Annotated in this window: 12 protein-coding genes, 21 tRNA genes and 2 rRNA genes; 6 read left to right on the forward strand and 29 right to left on the reverse strand. The window is 44.6% G+C overall.

Annotated features, from left to right (window positions below):
• The first annotated feature begins 11 nt into the window (after positions 1–11).
• The 3 genes from MHI58_RS14655 to MHI58_RS14665 all read left to right on the forward strand — a co-directional run bounded on the left by MHI58_RS14655 (position 12) and on the right by MHI58_RS14665 (position 1502).
• Positions 12–1058: a cytochrome d ubiquinol oxidase subunit II gene (locus MHI58_RS14655; RefSeq protein WP_169476099.1), complete on the forward strand. Its 1047-nt coding sequence runs from the start codon at positions 12–14 to the stop codon at positions 1056–1058.
• Between the two features lie 68 nt (positions 1059–1126).
• Positions 1127–1285, forward strand: coding sequence for a DUF1540 domain-containing protein (locus tag MHI58_RS14660; protein WP_008360682.1), 159 nt, complete (start codon positions 1127–1129; stop codon positions 1283–1285).
• A gap of 25 nt (positions 1286–1310) precedes the next feature.
• Entirely contained in the window at positions 1311–1502 is a 192-nt protein-coding gene (locus MHI58_RS14665) for a hypothetical protein (RefSeq protein WP_045034188.1), read from the forward strand.
• A 105-nt stretch (positions 1503–1607) separates the two neighbouring features.
• Here MHI58_RS14665 and menC read toward each other — a convergent pair whose 3' ends face one another.
• From menC to MHI58_RS14695, 6 genes are all read right to left on the reverse strand, one after another.
• Entirely contained in the window at positions 1608–2732 is a 1125-nt protein-coding gene (menC, locus tag MHI58_RS14670; protein WP_008342917.1) for an o-succinylbenzoate synthase, read from the reverse strand.
• Positions 2719–4179, reverse strand: coding sequence for an o-succinylbenzoate--CoA ligase (locus tag MHI58_RS14675; protein ID WP_045034189.1), 1461 nt, complete (start codon positions 4177–4179; stop codon positions 2719–2721). Before MHI58_RS14675 ends, menC begins: the two co-directional genes overlap by 14 nt.
• Before the next feature lie 70 nt (positions 4180–4249).
• On the reverse strand, positions 4250–5068 hold the full coding sequence (gene menB, locus MHI58_RS14680) for a 1,4-dihydroxy-2-naphthoyl-CoA synthase (RefSeq protein ID WP_008342913.1): 819 nt from the start codon (positions 5066–5068) through the stop codon (positions 4250–4252).
• 14 nt (positions 5069–5082) lie between these two features.
• Positions 5083–5913, reverse strand: a complete 831-nt coding sequence (menH, locus tag MHI58_RS14685; protein ID WP_045034190.1) for a 2-succinyl-6-hydroxy-2,4-cyclohexadiene-1-carboxylate synthase — start codon at positions 5911–5913, stop codon at positions 5083–5085.
• Positions 5898–7640: a 2-succinyl-5-enolpyruvyl-6-hydroxy-3-cyclohexene-1-carboxylic-acid synthase gene (menD, locus tag MHI58_RS14690; RefSeq protein ID WP_045034191.1), complete on the reverse strand. Its 1743-nt coding sequence runs from the start codon at positions 7638–7640 to the stop codon at positions 5898–5900. The genes menH and menD overlap by 16 nt, the downstream gene beginning before the upstream one ends.
• Entirely contained in the window at positions 7633–9051 is a 1419-nt protein-coding gene (locus MHI58_RS14695) for an isochorismate synthase MenF (RefSeq protein WP_045034192.1), read from the reverse strand. Before MHI58_RS14695 ends, menD begins: the two co-directional genes overlap by 8 nt.
• A gap of 383 nt (positions 9052–9434) precedes the next feature.
• On the opposite strand from MHI58_RS14695, the gene MHI58_RS14700 reads away from it, so the two are divergent.
• From MHI58_RS14700 to MHI58_RS14710, 3 genes are all read left to right on the forward strand, one after another.
• On the forward strand, positions 9435–10373 hold the full coding sequence (locus MHI58_RS14700; RefSeq protein WP_045034193.1) for a 1,4-dihydroxy-2-naphthoate polyprenyltransferase: 939 nt from the start codon (positions 9435–9437) through the stop codon (positions 10371–10373).
• 117 nt (positions 10374–10490) lie between these two features.
• The gene (locus tag MHI58_RS14705) at positions 10491–11225 is read left to right on the forward strand and encodes a TraR/DksA C4-type zinc finger protein (protein WP_045034194.1); all 735 of its coding nucleotides are present in this window, start codon (positions 10491–10493) and stop codon (positions 11223–11225) included.
• Positions 11226–11312: 87 nt separating this feature from the next.
• Positions 11313–11789, forward strand: coding sequence for a TspO/MBR family protein (locus MHI58_RS14710; RefSeq protein ID WP_041506519.1), 477 nt, complete (start codon positions 11313–11315; stop codon positions 11787–11789).
• 75 nt (positions 11790–11864) lie between these two features.
• On the opposite strand, the gene MHI58_RS14715 is transcribed toward MHI58_RS14710, so the two are convergent.
• The 23 genes from MHI58_RS14715 to MHI58_RS14825 form a co-directional block, all read right to left on the reverse strand.
• A tRNA-Glu gene (locus tag MHI58_RS14715) sits at positions 11865–11936 on the reverse strand.
• A gap of 7 nt (positions 11937–11943) precedes the next feature.
• Positions 11944–12034, reverse strand: a tRNA-Ser gene (locus MHI58_RS14720).
• Between the two features lie 3 nt (positions 12035–12037).
• Positions 12038–12112: transfer RNA gene (locus tag MHI58_RS14725), tRNA-Asn, on the reverse strand.
• A gap of 6 nt (positions 12113–12118) precedes the next feature.
• Positions 12119–12195 (reverse strand) — tRNA-Ile (locus MHI58_RS14730).
• Positions 12196–12211: 16 nt separating this feature from the next.
• Positions 12212–12285: transfer RNA gene (locus MHI58_RS14735), tRNA-Gly, on the reverse strand.
• An 11-nt stretch (positions 12286–12296) separates the two neighbouring features.
• Positions 12297–12372: transfer RNA gene (locus tag MHI58_RS14740), tRNA-His, on the reverse strand.
• A 24-nt stretch (positions 12373–12396) separates the two neighbouring features.
• Positions 12397–12469: transfer RNA gene (locus MHI58_RS14745), tRNA-Phe, on the reverse strand.
• A gap of 17 nt (positions 12470–12486) precedes the next feature.
• A tRNA-Asp gene (locus MHI58_RS14750) sits at positions 12487–12563 on the reverse strand.
• A gap of 15 nt (positions 12564–12578) precedes the next feature.
• Positions 12579–12655 (reverse strand) — tRNA-Met (locus MHI58_RS14755).
• 22 nt (positions 12656–12677) lie between these two features.
• Positions 12678–12770 (reverse strand) — tRNA-Ser (locus MHI58_RS14760).
• Positions 12771–12777: 7 nt separating this feature from the next.
• Positions 12778–12854, reverse strand: a tRNA-Ile gene (locus MHI58_RS14765).
• A gap of 4 nt (positions 12855–12858) precedes the next feature.
• A tRNA-Met gene (locus tag MHI58_RS14770) sits at positions 12859–12932 on the reverse strand.
• Between the two features lie 26 nt (positions 12933–12958).
• Positions 12959–13031 (reverse strand) — tRNA-Ala (locus MHI58_RS14775).
• 8 nt (positions 13032–13039) lie between these two features.
• A tRNA-Pro gene (locus tag MHI58_RS14780) sits at positions 13040–13116 on the reverse strand.
• A 7-nt stretch (positions 13117–13123) separates the two neighbouring features.
• Positions 13124–13200: transfer RNA gene (locus tag MHI58_RS14785), tRNA-Arg, on the reverse strand.
• Between the two features lie 11 nt (positions 13201–13211).
• A tRNA-Leu gene (locus MHI58_RS14790) sits at positions 13212–13297 on the reverse strand.
• A 12-nt stretch (positions 13298–13309) separates the two neighbouring features.
• A tRNA-Gly gene (locus tag MHI58_RS14795) sits at positions 13310–13381 on the reverse strand.
• Between the two features lie 30 nt (positions 13382–13411).
• Positions 13412–13494, reverse strand: a tRNA-Leu gene (locus MHI58_RS14800).
• 7 nt (positions 13495–13501) lie between these two features.
• Positions 13502–13577 (reverse strand) — tRNA-Lys (locus MHI58_RS14805).
• 37 nt (positions 13578–13614) lie between these two features.
• Positions 13615–13690 (reverse strand) — tRNA-Thr (locus MHI58_RS14810).
• Positions 13691–13723: 33 nt separating this feature from the next.
• Positions 13724–13799: transfer RNA gene (locus MHI58_RS14815), tRNA-Val, on the reverse strand.
• Positions 13800–14357: 558 nt separating this feature from the next.
• Positions 14358–14473: ribosomal RNA gene (gene rrf / locus MHI58_RS14820) — 5S ribosomal RNA — on the reverse strand.
• A 61-nt stretch (positions 14474–14534) separates the two neighbouring features.
• Positions 14535–17465, reverse strand: a 23S ribosomal RNA gene (locus MHI58_RS14825).
• Between the last annotated feature and the right edge of the window lie 18 nt (positions 17466–17483).

The raw sequence follows: 17483 nt of genomic DNA on the forward strand, positions 1-17483 counted from the left end.
TCTTGATGCAAATGGATGTAACAACTGATGCACTCATTGCAATCACCATCTTATGGGGATTCGTGTTTATCTATGCAGTGATGGCATCAATGGATTTCGGTGCAGGATTTTGGTCAATGATTTACATGAACAAAGAGCAGACAAAGGCCGCAAATATCGCAAATAAGTATCTTTCTCCCACTTGGGAAGTAACAAACGTCTTCATTGTGGCCATCGTCGTTGCCTTGTTTAGCCTGTTTCCAGGTGCAACATTTGTGCTAGGCACTGTTCTATTAATACCCGGCAGCATTATTTTGTTGCTTCTAGCACTGCGAAGCGGATTTCTCGTCTTCTCTCATTCACTGCCTAAAAAATATAGAAAAGCCGTGACATATATTTCAGGAATTAGCGGCTTTATTATTCCGTCCATCCTCATCATGGTTCTCCCCATTACACATGGTGGATTCATCTTTCAGGAGAATAATGTCTACTCATTAGATTTAGGATTGGTCTTTACAAGCGCAAATGTCTATTCTTTCGTAGGTTTTGCGATTTTCAGTACCCTTTTCCTCTCATCTTTGCTTTTAGCTGATTTTTCTAATGTTGCAAACGAAGATGAGGCTTATAACATTTATAGAAGAGGAGCACTGATTACAGGTCCGCTTTCTCTCATGATGGCTTTCTTTATCATGCTCACACTGAGAAGTGAGGCCAATTGGCTGTTCACAAAAATGATGCAGAACATCCCGATCCTGCTTGTTTCTCTGCTCATGTTTTTGCTTGCAGGTTTGGCTCTATTTTTACCAAACAGCCGCTTTAAACATCGGAAAGGGAGACCACGTTTAGCGGTTATCGCCATTACAATTCAATATTTCTTAGCAAGCTATGTGTATGGACATGCGCATTTGCCCTATATGGCCTATCCTGATATTACCATCATGTCTGGGTTTACAGATCCCGTCACATTTAGGGCATTATTTATTACGTATATTGTAGGGTTTATCATCCTATTCCCTGGGTTCTACTTCTTCTGGAAATTGTTTATGAAAGATAAGCGTTATATTCGTCAGGAAGATTAACATGAATGAACGCCCCTTACTTCGGTTACATTATAGATGAAAGACATACTCAAAAGGAGGTCATCTGTATGAGTCAAAAAATCCTTTGTGAAGTAAACAACTGTTCCTACTGGAATGCTGGAAATCGTTGTGGTGCAGATGCAATTTATGTCGTCAGCCATACAGGAAATACGGCTGAGAAAAGTGAAGAAACTGACTGTAAAACGTTTAAACCTCAAGACCTTTAAGTCTCATTAAAGGAGGCGCTTCGCTTTGAAAAACGATCGGCTTGCTCAAACGTTTCTTGAAGAAATTCAGGACGCGGACGAGGCTGCATTTTATCTAGCAGCTCACTCCTTTTTAAATCTTTGGGATTATGAATACGGACATGTTTCCGACATGCCCAATGACATGCATCAGTATATTGGACAGCTTGCTTACGACAGCGGGCTTGTAGAAGAGTAAGAAAGAGCGGATGACCGCTCTTTCTTTTTGTTCAGACAGGAAGGAAAAACTTTCCTCAACTATACAGTGGTTCTATTGATGGTGCAAATGGCGATTCATTCGTTTTCATTTCACAAAATCATGTTTTGTAAACACATCAATTTTATCTGAGAAAGAACGAAGCGCTTGATAATCAACTTCTACACCCATACCTGGAGAACGCGGTACTTCAATAAACCCATTTTCAACTTTAATTTCAGGAAAAATGATATCCTGCTCCCAATATTTCGACGATGCTGAAATATCCCCAGGAATCGTAAATTGCGGAAGTGATGCAAGTGCCACGTTTTGCGCGCGAGAAATGCCTGTTTCAATCATTCCACCGCACCATAATGGAATCTGCTGCTCCTTGCAGAACGCATGAATTTTAAGTGCTTCAGTCAGCCCTCCAACTCGTGAAGGCTTCACATTAATAATCTGACAGCTTCCAAGTTCTACAGCTTTTCTCGCATCATCTAAAGAACAAATACTTTCATCCAAACAGATTGGTGTTTTTAAATGCTTTTGCAAATGCCGATGATCGACAATGTCATCTGCGGCTAAAGGCTGTTCAATCATTAATAAACGAATATCGTCGAGCTGCTTCAGTTTGCTAATATCTTTTAATTCATAAGCAGAGTTTGCATCCGCCATTAACGGGAGGTGAGGGAAAGACTCCCTTATCTTTTGTAGAAGTCCAATATCTTGTCCCGGCTTAATTTTCACTTTCACACGCTGATAGCCTTGATCAACAAACTGCTCGATTTGCTGAATCATATCATCTATTGGTCCTAACCCCGCAACGACACCAGATGGAATTCTATCTCTAGTACCGCCTAAGACGTCACGTAAGGACTTATTTTCTCGCTTCGCATAAATATCCCACACAGCTGCCTCAATTCCCGCTTTGGCCATTCTATTGCCTTTAAAATGGTACAAGCTGTCTGGTATGTCCGAAGGATGTGTAAAAGACCGGGTCAGCACGTTCGGGATAAAGAAAGCCCTCAGCATGTGATAGCAGGTCTCGATGGTTTCTTCTGTATACCACGGAGAAGAGAAGGCAGATACCTCTCCCCATCCAGTTAATCCTGTTTGATCTTTGACCTCGACAATAATAAACTCACGCTCTGAAATGGTCCCAAGGCTCGTTGTAAATGGCTGTTTGAGTTTCATCGTGACATGATATAAGATCACACGTTCAATTTGAATCATCTAAAAACCCCTTTGATTTGAGTCTGTGCCTCTGCAATTTATTCGACGCATTCCTTGGCAGCTCATCCACAAAGTGAAAAGCGGCGGGCCATTTATACTTGGCTAATTGCGACTGACACAAAGCATAGAGCTCATTCTCCGGAATCTGCTCATCTGTCACAAGGAAGGCAGCAGGTACCTCTCCCCATTTTTTATCATATATACCCGTCACTCCGGCTTCCTTTACATTTGGATGTGTTAAAAGAACTGCTTCAATTTCTGCTGGATAAATATTTTCTCCACCAGAAATAATTAAGTCTGACCGCCGATCAAGCACAAATAAGAATCCGTCCTCATCTACATAGCCAATATCACCCGTTTTCAGCCAGCCCTGCTCAAATGCAGCAGCTGTTGCCTCTTGACGATAAAGGTAGCCTTTCATGACATTTGCACCTTTCACCATGATTTCACCATGCTCAAAAGGACGACACGGACGGTCCTCATCTTGAATCTTTAATTCACACCCAAAAAGGGGTTTTCCCGCTGATCCAAGCTTTTCCACACTAAATTCGGGCGCAAGTGTCACAATTTGCGAGCAGGTCTCCGTCATACCGTACGATTGAAACACAGGAAATCCTTTCTCCTTACTCTCTTGAAGCATCGCATAAGGTGCAGGGCCTCCGCCTAACAGCAGACAACGCAAAGATGATGGACATTCTTCAAGTCCACTTAATAAACGGGACAGCATGGTTTGAACAACTGACAACATCGTCACTCGATGCTGTTCAATAGCATTCTTGACTTCATCGACATCAAACTTTTGATGTAGCACGACAGTCATACCGTATATGACAGATTTAAATATAGCGGATAAACCGCTTATATGAAAAAGAGGCAAGGCAATGAGCCAGCGGTCGTCCTCCCTGATCCCTAAATTCAATGCCGAGGAAACAGCACTATGAAAATGATTGCCAAACGTTTGCTCCACCCCTTTAGGGCGTCCTGTCGTTCCAGATGTATACATAATCGTCGCCGTCTCATTTAAATCAATATCATGTACGACCTTCTTTTCCATATCATGATCTGCATCAGGTAAAGTCTCTATTGTATAAACAGGTAAATCACCATGATGCTCATTTGCATATGCAGGCTCTGTTAATAAAGCCATGACTTTCGCATCTTCCAACTGAAAACGTCTCTCTGCTTTTGTTAACTTATTGTTCAATAACACAATCTTGAAGCCTAATAAAAAACAAGCGTGAACAAGCATGACCATATGAGGATGGTTGTTCATTAAAATCGCAACCGTATCCCCTTTTTTAAAAGATGCACGTGTCAGTCGATTCGCAAGTTGGTCTACATCATTCGCTAAATCACGAAATGTCCACTCTTTGTCTTGATAAATGAGTGCGACCCGGTCTGGCGTTAAATACGCACGGTGCAGCAGCCAATTGGGTTGCTTCATCATGACACCTCCTTTTCATAAAAGAAAACAGCTCAGTCTGATGCACTAAGCTGTTTTCATCCATATCATTGAATCAAGGGAAACGAGGGAACTGACCGAAGTCTGGCTTCCGTTTTTCCTTAAAGGAATCGCGTCCTTCTTTTGCTTCATCTGTTGTGTAATAAAGAAGGGTCGCATCTCCTGCAAATTGCTGAATACCAGCTAATCCATCTGTGTCCGCATTAAATGCAGCTTTCAAGAATCGTAAAGCGGTCGGGCTCTTTTCTAGCATGTCCTCACACCACTTCACTGTTTCTTCTTCCAGCTGCTCTAATGGTACAACTGTGTTGACAAGTCCCATATCAAGCGCTTCTTGTGCATTGTATTGACGACATAAGTACCAGATCTCTCTTGCTTTCTTATGACCCACAATACGTGCAAGATAGCCAGATCCATAACCAGCATCAAAGCTGCCCACTTTTGGTCCTGTTTGTCCAAAAATCGCATTGTCTGCTGCAATCGTGAGGTCACACACGACATGAAGCACATGCCCGCCGCCAATCGCATAGCCCGCAACCATCGCAATAACTGGTTTTGGAATGACACGAATTAAACGCTGTAAGTCTAGGACGTTTAGACGTGGAATTTGATCGTCTCCTACATAGCCGCCATGACCGCGTACTTTTTGGTCTCCACCTGAACAGAATGCTTTTCCTCCAGCACCTGCAAGGACAATGACACCAACATCTGAATTGTCGCGAGCACGTGAGAATGCATCAATTAATTCACTTACAGTCTTTGGTGTAAATGCATTATGTACATGCGGACGGTTAATGGTGATTTTTGCAATCCCATTATATGTTTCATATAAAATTTCGTCATACTGACGCTCAGTTTGCCATTCAATAGCCATCAATATTTCCTCCTCTAATCTTGCGATAAAATAAACTCACTTACTATTTTACCAAAAAAATGTGGTTGTTCCACATGAACTGTATGCCCAGCATGCTCTACTACTGTGAATTGACTGTATTCAAGCTCCTGCTGCATACGTTTGGCGATGTGACAGAACTTTTTATCAAGTGTTCCGCAAATGAGTAAAACAGGCTGTTTTATCTGCTTTAATGCTTCCCACATAGACGGCTGTGAGCCCGTTCCTATACCTTCTAAGCTGCGAGCCAGCCCGTTAGGATCGGCTTTTAGCCTTCCCTCTCTCAGTTGCGTTAGCCTGTCCGCTGGCAAGGATTTCTGCGAAGCAAACAGCGGAATGTTCTCCCAAAAATCCACAAACTGCGCTAACCCTTCATGTCTGATCTTTTGAGCTAGCTGATGATCATGATTCAGCCTCTCCATCCGCTCTTTAAAAGAGTTCAGCCCTGGAGATGTACTCTCAAGAATCAGTTTGTTTACACGTTCTGGATAACGGGAGGCAAATGATAAAGCAATACGCCCTCCCATAGAATATCCGAGAATGTTCACTTTGTGAAGCTTTAATTGATCTAAAATCTCAGCAAGATCTGCCAGCTGCTGGGACATTGCATATCTTCTTATACTCTTTGGTGAGTCTGTGCGGCCATGTCCAAGCAAGCTGACCTGAATCAATCTCGTATGTTTTTGTGTATAAGTATTCAAAAAAGCCCAAGAAGCTGCACTCCCTGTAAAGCCATGTAAACATAACGTGGCATTTTCAGCAGATGGGTTATGGTCTATCACCTCATACGCCACACCATCGTGCATTCGTATTATGAGTGAAGGCATTCTTTTTTCACTTCCCTCAATATCTCGTCCATCATTTGGCGATGTTTGCCAACGCGAGAATGCCGGTCAGTTTCAATCTCAATTAAATGAAGCCCTGGTTTTTGGATATGCGCCAAGTACACATCTTTTAACTCTTCTTTCGTTGTCGGCTTCGAATAGGTTCCCCCATATAGCTTTGATGCATACTCAAAATTCAACCCAGTCGGCGTACCAAAGAGCTTTTCATAATACGGTTCATCGGATGCCTGCGGAAGGAAAGAAAAGATTCCTCCACCATCATTGTTTAACAACACAACCGTGAGCGGAATGTCCATTAGCTTAGCTGCAAGAAGACCGTTCATATCATGGTAAAAAGATAAATCGCCGATGACTAAAGTGATGGGTTGTTTCAAGGCTGCATATGTTCCAAGAGCTGTGGACACAACACCATCAATGCCATTTGCTCCGCGATTCGCCATCATCCGAAACGGTTTTGACTGCGTTTCAAAAAAAGTATCGACATCTCGAATAGGCATACTATTTCCGATAAAGAGCACACTCTCTTTTGGCAAAAGGTGCTGCAGCTGACGATAGACATTTCCCTCAAATGTCAGGTCCTCATCATTGTATTGATTTACATGCATTCTAAAAGAAGAATTGACACTCTGCCAGCGTCGTAAATAAGATGTATCCTGACGCTTTTCCGCTCTCATCAAGACTTCTTCTACAAAAGAGGCTACATGACTTTCAATCATGTATGATGCGCTTAAACCAGGATCTCGATAACCACCCGCAGCATCGACGACAATCTGCTTCACTTCCGCATGCTTTTCTAGCCACTTAAATAAAGGCTTAGACACAGGCATCGGTCCAAAACGAATGACCATTTCAGGCAAGAGATGCTGCTGCAATGCCTCATCTTTTAACAAAGAATCGTATGCATCTATGATGTATTCTTCACTTTCATGTCCATTTCGCAAAAGAGAAAGCGGGTCAGCTAAAATTGGCAGATGCAAAGCTTTTGCAAGACGTAACACTGACGCCTGCTCTTCCGGCGAGTGAAGTTCACCAGCAACAATGATTCCTTTTGCCGCTTTGTTCATGATAGACACTAATTCTGACATAACCCGATCATCCGGACGAGCTTGACCTGCTGCTAAAACTTTATTCGCAGCTCCTTCTTCTCTATCAAAAGGATCAATAGACAAGTCAGGAAGCAATGGTTCTCTCAGCGGCACATTCACCTGAACGGGTCCCTTTGGCTCCTGCATAGACACATGACTTGCCCTAGCAGCAGTAGTTTGGACATACCGCAGCATCGTTTGGCTTTCTTCTGGCAAGGCTAAGTCTGTGAACCATTTAACAAACTTACCGAATAAGAATTGCTGATCAATCGCTTGAGGTGCCCCAACCTCCCTCAATTCGTGCGGCCGATCAGCAGTTAAAACAATCAATGGTACTCGGGAATAATGTGCCTCGACAACAGCTGGGTAAAAGTTAGCTGCTGCCGTACCTGATGTACAAATGAGTAGCACTGGTGTTTGGCTCGCTTTCGCAAGACCCAGTGCATAAAAAGCAGCAGACCGTTCATCCACTAACACATGGACATTGATTTCTTGATGAGCAAGAGCGAGCATCGCAAGCGGTGTTGAACGGGAGCCAGGACAAACAACTGCCTCATTCACACCACTTTGCACAAATTCATCCATTAATCTGCCAATATATCTTGTCATGATTTGATTATTCAATAGGACGACCTCCAAGAGCAGACAGCATTGGTCTTAATTTCACTTGCGTTTCTTCATACTCTTGTTTTGCAAGGGAATCCTCTACAATTCCACATCCAGCAAACAAACGAACTTGGTCTTCCTCAATAAGACCTGATCGAATGGCGACAGCAAATTCTCCATTGTCCTTAGAATCAATCCATCCCACTGGCGCCGCATACCAACCACGTTTCAACGGTTCGATTTCACGAATCACCTCTACCGCTTTTTCCTTAGGATATCCTCCAAGCGCTGGTGTTGGATGAAGCTGTTCAATTAATGAAAAGAGTGAACAGCTGCTTTTAATTTCTCCCACAATGGGTGTAAATAAATGCTGAATGTTTTTCGTTTTATAAAGACTTGGTTGATTTGGCTTATGCACATGATGGCAGTTTGCTTCAAATGCCTGCTCAATCATATTCACGACAATTTGATGTTCAATCAAATTTTTCTCATCATGAAGCAGTTCCTCACCTAGTGCCTGATCTTCTACTTCACCTTGACCACGTACAATGGAACCTGCCAAACACGATGAAAACACTTCACCACCGCTTTTTTTCACTAAACGTTCAGGCGTCGCCCCGACAAATGCTTGTCTTCCCTGCTCTATAGCAAATACATAACTCGTTGTTTGATGTTTTAGTAATTCTGCTAATAGTGGAGCGAGTTCTATTTGATTTTTATAGTGAAGCAAGACTTCTCTTGCTAAAACAACCTTTTCATATTCGTTCACACGAATGTGTTCTGTCGCTTCATGGATTGCTTTCATCCATTCCTGGACATCTAACTCTTCCATATGAACAAGCTCAGCTTGTCCATGATTTCTGACAGGCAATGCATCAAAATTAGAAGCTTTCTGTTCTAACTCTTGAATGAGCTGATGAACATTCCCGTCCACCTCGTTCCATTCATTGATCGTTAGAAACGTGCCTTCTTTTGAAACAGTCAGCATCATCGATGGCACAAAAAAATGAGCCTCGCCAAAAGCTTCCCAGTGACGCGCCTTCTCTTCATATGGATCAAATGAAAATCCTCCAAATAAAAGCGGACCAACTGCCGCTTGCTTTAACTCCTTCTCATCATGAAAATGGAACATATGCTGTTTCAGCTGCTCCCATTCTTGATGGACGATATTGAATCGTTCTTTGCCTTGCTCTGATGATTTAATCACGGCCGCTCTGCCAAGTCCAGAAAATATCATTTGGCTTTCTGGATCAGACCAAAAAAACCGCTCGCCTAAAAAATCCGCTTCGCCGCTTTGGAAAAAGGCAAGAGGATCCAGATCGTCAACTCTTCTGGAGTAGCTTATCAAAACAGCATGGTTGACGTTATTCGCTTCTTCTAATGTCGCAAGCGCTTCCTGCCGGAAAGTACTTTGCACTGTTGTCACCATGATACATTCCTCCAAAATCCATGAAATAACATATAAAAATAAAACCATCATGTAAAAAAATACATGAACATTCGAGTATGTCGAATGACCTGCTTTTCTATTATAAACCTTAACAGATGAACTTAGTAAAGAAAACAGCTTTTAAAACCTCGAATCCTTATTATATCACGCTTTCAAGATTTTTTCGCTCCCGCATATTGAAATGAGAACATCCCTTAAAAAATGGTAAGACCTGTTCGAAGATCAAGCTTTCTCTCTAGATGGGAACGATTAGCAAACATCTTTTTCTTGTTTCATCGCATCAATATATTGACACCTTTTTGAACTTTGCTAAACTGGAATTTGGACGTGTACGTATTTTTTTATTTAAAGGAGTATATTTTATGCAGCATCAATCGATATCAGATCAGCTTTCACCAATTAAGCCTGATAAGAACTGGCGGATTTGGTGGAATTTACTACGACCGCATACATTAACAGCGGCATTTATTCCCGTTACTTTAGGAACTGTCCTAGCACTTCCGAGTGGTCAAATACATGTTGGGCTATTTTTAGCTATGCTATTTGCATCGATGTTTATCCAAATTGCAACGAACATGTTTAATGAGTACTTTGATTATGTTCGCGGATTGGACAATGAGAAATCTGTCGGTATCGGCGGAGCGATCGTGAGAAACGGTGTAAAACCAAAAACAGTTTTAGGCCTCGCTTATGCCTTATTCGCGCTTTCTTTATTACTTGGGATCTATATTTGCATGATGTCTAGCTGGTGGATTGCACTCATAGGACTAATTTGTATGGCGGCAGGCTATTTTTATACCGGTGGCCCTGTACCAATTGCTTATACACCATTTGGAGAACTTGTATCAGGTGCTTTTATGGGACTAGGCATCATTTTAATTAGTTTCTATATCCAAACAGGAACATTGACATCAAAAGCTGTGCTCATTTCAATACCCATCTCTATTTTAGTTGGTGCCATCTTACTGTCGAACAATATCCGTGATTTAGACGGTGATAAAGAGAATGGACGAAAGACACTTGCTATCCTAGCTGGACGTAAAGCGGCAGTCAACATCCTACTTTCCATGTTTGTGATCTCATATGTACTCATTTTTGTTTATATCTTTATGGATATCGTGGGTCTTTGGAGTCTTCTTGTCTTACTCAGTGTGCCAAAAGCTTATACAGCCATTAAAGAATTTAAGCAAAAAGAAAAACCAATTGAATTAATGAATGCCATGAAGTCGACAGCACAAACCAATACGTTTTTTGGTTTCCTGTTAACGATCGCATTGATCTTACAATATTATCTCCCATAACACGAAACGCCTGCAGCCGCAGGCGTTTTTTATTGAAGAATTGCTTCAAATTGGCACAAGTCTTACATAAAAATTTGCTCATACTAACAATATGTTTGATATGAAAGGGTGATCGCTTTGTTGTCTAAAAACGAATTACATCAGTTGAAGCAGCGACTTCTCGATGAAAAACAAGAAATTGAAGCCAAAAGCCATGATGATGAACAGAAAGTATCATTTCCTTATGATTCAGTGGGCGAACTGTCAGCCTATGATAACCACCCTGGCGACCAAGGGACAGAACTATTCGAACGCGGAAAAGACATTGCCTTAAACAGTTTGGAACATGAGCATCTTTCCGATATCAATGAAGCACTCCAAGCAATGGCAGACGGCTCTTATGGTTTGTGTAAAGTGTGTAAAGCCCCTATTCCTAAAGAACGCTTAGAAGCCCTTCCCACCGCCGTCACATGCACAGAGCATTCAAAAGAACAGACCGTTTCACAAAACCGTCCCATTGAAGAGGACTTATTAAGTCCGCACTCAGGGCAATTTGAAAATGAAGAAAGTGCTGCATATGACGGAGAAGATGCCTACCAAGACGTAGAACGCTATGGGAACTCTGATACCCCATCCGATATGGAATTTCCTCCATTGACATACGATGATGTGTATACACAATCAGAAGATGAAGATGATGTGGAAGACTATGAAGGGTTTGCAGCTGCTGATATTGAAGGAAAAGCAAGCAAGGTCTATCCAAATAAAGCACACGAAGCTTATGAAGAAGCATTAGATGAAGAAGGCGTCATGACAGTGTTTGGTGACTTGAAGCCTTACGAAGAAGATCCTTATACTAAAAAAAATCATTAGTCCCCACATATTGGGGGCTTGATGTTTATATCATGTAATAATTGGGAAATAAGTTGAAGAGTGAATTGATTGGGAGGAGATTTCTGGATGGCTAAAAAAAGTATCATTTGGGCGGTTATCGTCTTCTTTATTACATACGCATTATTTTCTATTGCAGGGTTCCTGTTCCCTATCGACAGAGAATGGTATGACGCACTAAATAAACCTGAATGGACACCTAGTGGTGGTGTCATCGGTGCGGTCTGGGCTGTCTTATTCGCCCTCATTTCGTTATCTGCCGCCATCATTTATGCAAAGTATGGTTTTCAAAAAATCACATTACCATTTTGGATTCTGTTTCTTTTAAATTATGTATTCAATCAAGCCTTTAGCTTTTTTCAATTTACACAAAAAGATCTATTTGCAGCTACGATCGACTGCCTGCTTGTAGCACTGACAGCACTCGCACTTGTCATCGTCTCGCGTAAACTAAGCAAAGTTGTCCCAATTTTATTAATTCCTTATGTTTTATGGGGATTCTTTGCGACATACTTGTCTTATACGATCTATTCCATGAATATGTAAAAAAGACCGCTGTGATGGCGGTCTTTCGTTTTGTGGAAAATAAAAAAGAGGTCTTTATTAGACCTCTTAAAAAAATGACCCGTACGGGATTCGAACCCGTGTTACCGCCGTGAAAGGGCGGTGTCTTAACCGCTTGACCAACGGGCCAGAAAAATGGCGGAGAAGGAGGGATTTGAACCCTCGCGCCGCTTGCGCGACCTACACCCTTAGCAGGGGCGCCTCTTCAGCCACTTGAGTACTTCTCCATTTGGCTCCGCAGGTAGGATTCGAACCTACGACCGATCGGTTAACAGCCGATAGCTCTACCACTGAGCTACTGCGGAAAGTCATGGTGGGCCTGAGTGGACTCGAACCACCGACCTCACGCTTATCAGGCGTGCGCTCTAACCAGCTGAGCTACAGGCCCATGAACGATATGCAAATGGAGCGGGTGATGGGAATCGAACCCACGACATCAGCTTGGAAGGCTGAGGTTTTACCACTAAACTACACCCGCAAAAATATGTATGGGGCGATTGATGGGAATCGAACCCACGAGTGCCAGAGCCACAATCTGGTGCGTTAACCACTTCGCCACAACCGCCATACTGATATTTATTTGTAAAAGTGGCTCGGGACGGAATCGAACCGCCGACACACGGATTTTCAGTCCGTTGCTCTACCAACTGAGCTACCGAGCCATGTATTCATTTGAAAATGGCGGTCCGGACGGGACTCGAACCCGCGACCTCCTGCGTGACAGGCAGGCATTCTAACCAACTGAACTACCGGACCATTAGAGAAAAAATTTGGTTGCGGGGGCAGGATTTGAACCTGCGACCTTCGGGTTATGAGCCCGACGAGCTACCGAACTGCTCCACCCCGCGATGATATCATTTTTTAAAAATATGGCGGAGGAAGAGGGATTCGAACCCCCGCGGGCTTTGACACCCCTGTCGGTTTTCAAGACCGATCCCTTCAGCCGGACTTGGGTATTCCTCCGTATAGATGGTGGACCTTGTAGGACTCGAACCTACGACCGGACGGTTATGAGCCGTCTGCTCTAACCAACTGAGCTAAAGGTCCTTTATAGCGGCGGAGGGGATCGAACCCCCGACCTCACGGGTATGAACCGTACGCTCTAGCCAGCTGAGCTACACCGCCATGATATAAAATAATCTTTTGAAAAGTGGAGCCTAGCGGGATCGAACCGCTGACCTCCTGCGTGCAAGGCAGGCGCTCTCCCAGCTGAGCTAAGGCCCCATAAAAGATGGTCGGGAAGACAGGATTCGAACCTGCGACCCCTTGGTCCCAAACCAAGTGCTCTACCAAGCTGAGCTACTTCCCGATCTTAATGGCGCGCCCGAGAGGAGTCGAACCCCTAACCTTTTGATCCGTAGTCAAACGCTCTATCCAATTGAGCTACGGGCGCTTATTTTATAATGCCGAGGGCCGGACTTGAACCGGCACGGTAGTCACCTACCGCAGGATTTTAAGTCCTGTGTGTCTGCCAATTCCACCACCCCGGCGTGGATGGTATAAGCGGAAGACGGGATTCGAACCCGCGACCCCCACCTTGGCAAGGTGGTGTTCTACCACTGAACTACTTCCGCATTACAGGATTTCTTTATGTTGTTTGGCAATGCGGGTGAAGGGACTTGAACCCCCACGTCATAAAGACACTAGATCCTAAGTCTAGCGCGTCTGCCAATTCCGCCACACCCGCATGAAAATGGTGAGCCATGAAGGACTCGAACCTTCGACCCTCTGATTAAAAGTCAGATGCTCTACCAACTGAGCTAATGGCTCGCTTTTAAAGCGACTTGTCTATCTTACCATATGAAAGTGGTGCCGGCAAGAGGACTTGAACCCCCAACCTACTGATTACAAGTCAGTTGCTCTACCAGTTGAGCTACACCGGCTTTATCTATCCTAACATTATGTAAGAATAAATATGGTGGAGGATGACGGGCTCGAACCGCCGACCCTCTGCTTGTAAGGCAGATGCTCTCCCAGCTGAGCTAATCCTCCACTATGTAGGAATCTCTCGATCCGACAAAGATTATTATATACAGGTTTCACTCATTTGTAAAGGCTATATTAAAAAAATTTTATTTCATTTTTCATGACGTATTTCTTTTAACAGATGATGTTGATGTTACCAGTCAAAACGGCTTTAATTCAACGATTAACAGCTGTATTTCTCTTCTCTATATTCTCTTTAAAAACGAGTAAATCCTTTAAAAATATCAGCAGCCTTTCAATTTTTATACTTTAATGATATAGATATTTCTTTATTTCAACTGTTAAACGCAATGAATGTTTTGATTTCAATAAAATAGACTTATACAACTCCATTTAAATGAATGAATTTGTATCAGGCATCTATACACCTGCTATTCTTTCTCTCTATTACTTTTCTCCATACTTAAAAGTGAACATGCTTCACAGACTTTCACGTTAATTTAGAGCATCTCCACGCTTATAGTGAATTAAAACAACCTGATTTATACCACATCTGTATCAAGGTGATCTTCTTTCAAACAGCACAAAAAAGACCAGTTCCGATTGGAACTGATCCTTTGAAAAGCTTGGCGGCGTCCTACTCTCACAGGGGGAAACCCCCAACTACCATCGGCGCTGAAGAGCTTAACTTCCGTGTTCGGTATGGGAACGGGTGTGACCTCTTCGCTATCGCCACCAAACCTGATGGAGAGAATGTTCTCTCAAAACTAGATAACAATGTTCATTTTTCACATTAGAATATAGGTTAAGTCCTCGATCTATTAGTATCTGTCAGCTCCACGTGTCACCACGCTTCCACCTCAGACCTATCAACCTGATCATCTTTCAGGGATCTTACTTCCTTGCGGAATGGGAAATCTCATCTTGAGGGGGGCTTCATGCTTAGATGCTTTCAGCACTTATCCCGTCCGCACATAGCTACCCAGCGATGCCCTTGGCAGAACAACTGGTACACCAGCGGTGCGTCCATCCCGGTCCTCTCGTACTAAGGACAGCTCCTCTCAAATTTCCTGCGCCCGCGACGGATAGGGACCGAACTGTCTCACGACGTTCTGAACCCAGCTCGCGTACCGCTTTAATGGGCGAACAGCCCAACCCTTGGGACCGACTACAGCCCCAGGATGCGATGAGCCGACATCGAGGTGCCAAACCTCCCCGTCGATGTGGACTCTTGGGGGAGATAAGCCTGTTATCCCCGGGGTAGCTTTTATCCGTTGAGCGATGGCCCTTCCATGCGGAACCACCGGATCACTAAGCCCGACTTTCGTCCCTGCTCGACTTGTAGGTCTCGCAGTCAAGCTCCCTTGTGCCTTTACACTCTGCGAATGATTTCCAACCATTCTGAGGGAACCTTTGGGCGCCTCCGTTACATTTTAGGAGGCGACCGCCCCAGTCAAACTGCCCACCTGACACTGTCTCCCTGCCCGATAAGGGCAGCGGGTTAGAAGGTCAATACAGCCAGGGTAGTATCCCACCGATGCCTCCACCGAAGCTAGCGCTCCGGTTTCCAAGGCTCCTACCTATCCTGTACAAGCTGTACCAACATTCAATATCAGGCTGCAGTAAAGCTCCACGGGGTCTTTCCGTCCTGTCGCGGGTAACCTGCATCTTCACAGGTACTATAATTTCACCGAGTCTCTCGTTGAGACAGTGCCCAGATCGTTGCGCCTTTCGTGCGGGTCGGAACTTACCCGACAAGGAATTTCGCTACCTTAGGACCGTTATAGTTACGGCCGCCGTTTACTGGGGCTTCAATTCGCACCTTCGCTTACGCTAAGCGCTCCTCTTAACCTTCCAGCACCGGGCAGGCGTCAGCCCCTATACTTCGCCTTACGGCTTCGCAGAGACCTGTGTTTTTGCTAAACAGTCGCCTGGGCCTATTCACTGCGGCTTCTCGGGGCTTTAACACCCTAAGAAGCACCCCTTCTCCCGAAGTTACGGGGTCATTTTGCCGAGTTCCTTAACGAGAGTTCTCTCGATCACCTTAGGATTCTCTCCTCGCCTACCTGTGTCGGTTTGCGGTACGGGCACCTCTCACCTCGCTAGAGGCTTTTCTTGGCAGTGTGGAATCAGGAACTTCGCTACTAAATTTCGCTCGCCATCACAGCTCAGCCTTCACGGGAAACGGATTTGCCTATTTCCCAGCCTAACTGCTTGGACGCGGATATCCAATACCGCGCTTACCCTATCCTCCTGCGTCCCCCCATTGCTCAAATGGTGAGGAGGTGGTACAGGAATATCAACCTGTTGTCCATCGCCTACGCCTTTCGGCCTCGGCTTAGGTCCCGACTAACCCTGAGCGGACGAGCCTTCCTCAGGAAACCTTAGGCATTCGGTGGACGGGATTCTCACCCGTCTTTCGCTACTCATACCGGCATTCTCACTTCTAAGCGCTCCACCAGTCCTTCCGGTCTGACTTCACTGCACTTAGAACGCTCTCCTACCACTGTTCGTAAGAACAGTCCGCAGCTTCGGTGATACGTTTAGCCCCGGTACATTTTCGGCGCAGAGTCACTCGACCAGTGAGCTATTACGCACTCTTTAAATGGTGGCTGCTTCTAAGCCAACATCCTGGTTGTCTAAGCAACTCCACATCCTTTTCCACTTAACGTATACTTTGGGACCTTAGCTGGCGGTCTGGGCTGTTTCCCTTTCGACTACGGATCTTATCACTCGCAGTCTGACTCCCAAGGATAAGTCATCGGCATTCGGAGTTTGACTGAATTCGGTAACCCGGTAGGGGCCCCTAGTCCAATCAGTGCTCTACCTCCGAGACTCTTACCTTGAGGCTAGCCCTAAAGCTATTTCGGAGAGAACCAGCTATCTCCAGGTTCGATTGGCATTTCACCCCTACCCACACCTCATCCCCGCACTTTTCAACGTGCGTGGGTTCGGGCCTCCATTCAGTGTTACCTGAACTTCACCCTGGACATGGGTAGATCACCTGGTTTCGGGTCTACGACCACGTACTCATGCGCCCTATTCAGACTCGCTTTCGCTGCGGCTCCGCATCTTCTGCTTAACCTTGCACGGGATCGTAACTCGCCGGTTCATTCTACAAAAGGCACGCCATCACCCGTTAACGGGCTCTGACTACTTGTAGGCACACGGTTTCAGGATCTATTTCACTCCCCTTCCGGGGTGCTTTTCACCTTTCCCTCACGGTACTGGTTCACTATCGGTCACTAGGGAGTATTTAGCCTTGGGAGATGGTCCTCCCGGATTCCGACGGAATTTCACGTGTTCCGCCGTACTCAGGATCCACTCTGGAGAGAACAACATTTCAGTTACAGGGCTGTTACCTTCTTTGGCGGGCCTTTCCAGACCTCTTCGCTTATATCGTTCCTTTGTAACTCCGTATAGAGTGTCCTACAACCCCAAGAGGCAAGCCTCTTGGTTTGGGCTGTTCCCGTTTCGCTCGCCGCTACTCAGGGAATCGCATTTGCTTTCTCTTCCTCCGGGTACTTAGATGTTTCAGTTCCCCGGGTATGCCTTCTCATACTCTATGTATTCAAGTATGGATACTACTCCATTACGAGCAGTGGGTTTCCCCATTCGGAAATCTCCGGATCAAAGCTTGCTTACAGCTCCCCGAAGCATATCGGTGTTCGTCCCGTCCTTCATCGGCTCCTAGTGCCAAGGCATCCACCGTGCGCCCTTTCTAACTTAACCATTTCTTACTTTAGAAAG

The organism is Bacillus sp. FSL K6-2869, assembly GCF_040869405.1.
Taxonomy (GTDB): Bacteria; Bacillota; Bacilli; order Bacillales; family Bacillaceae; genus Bacillus; species Bacillus altitudinis.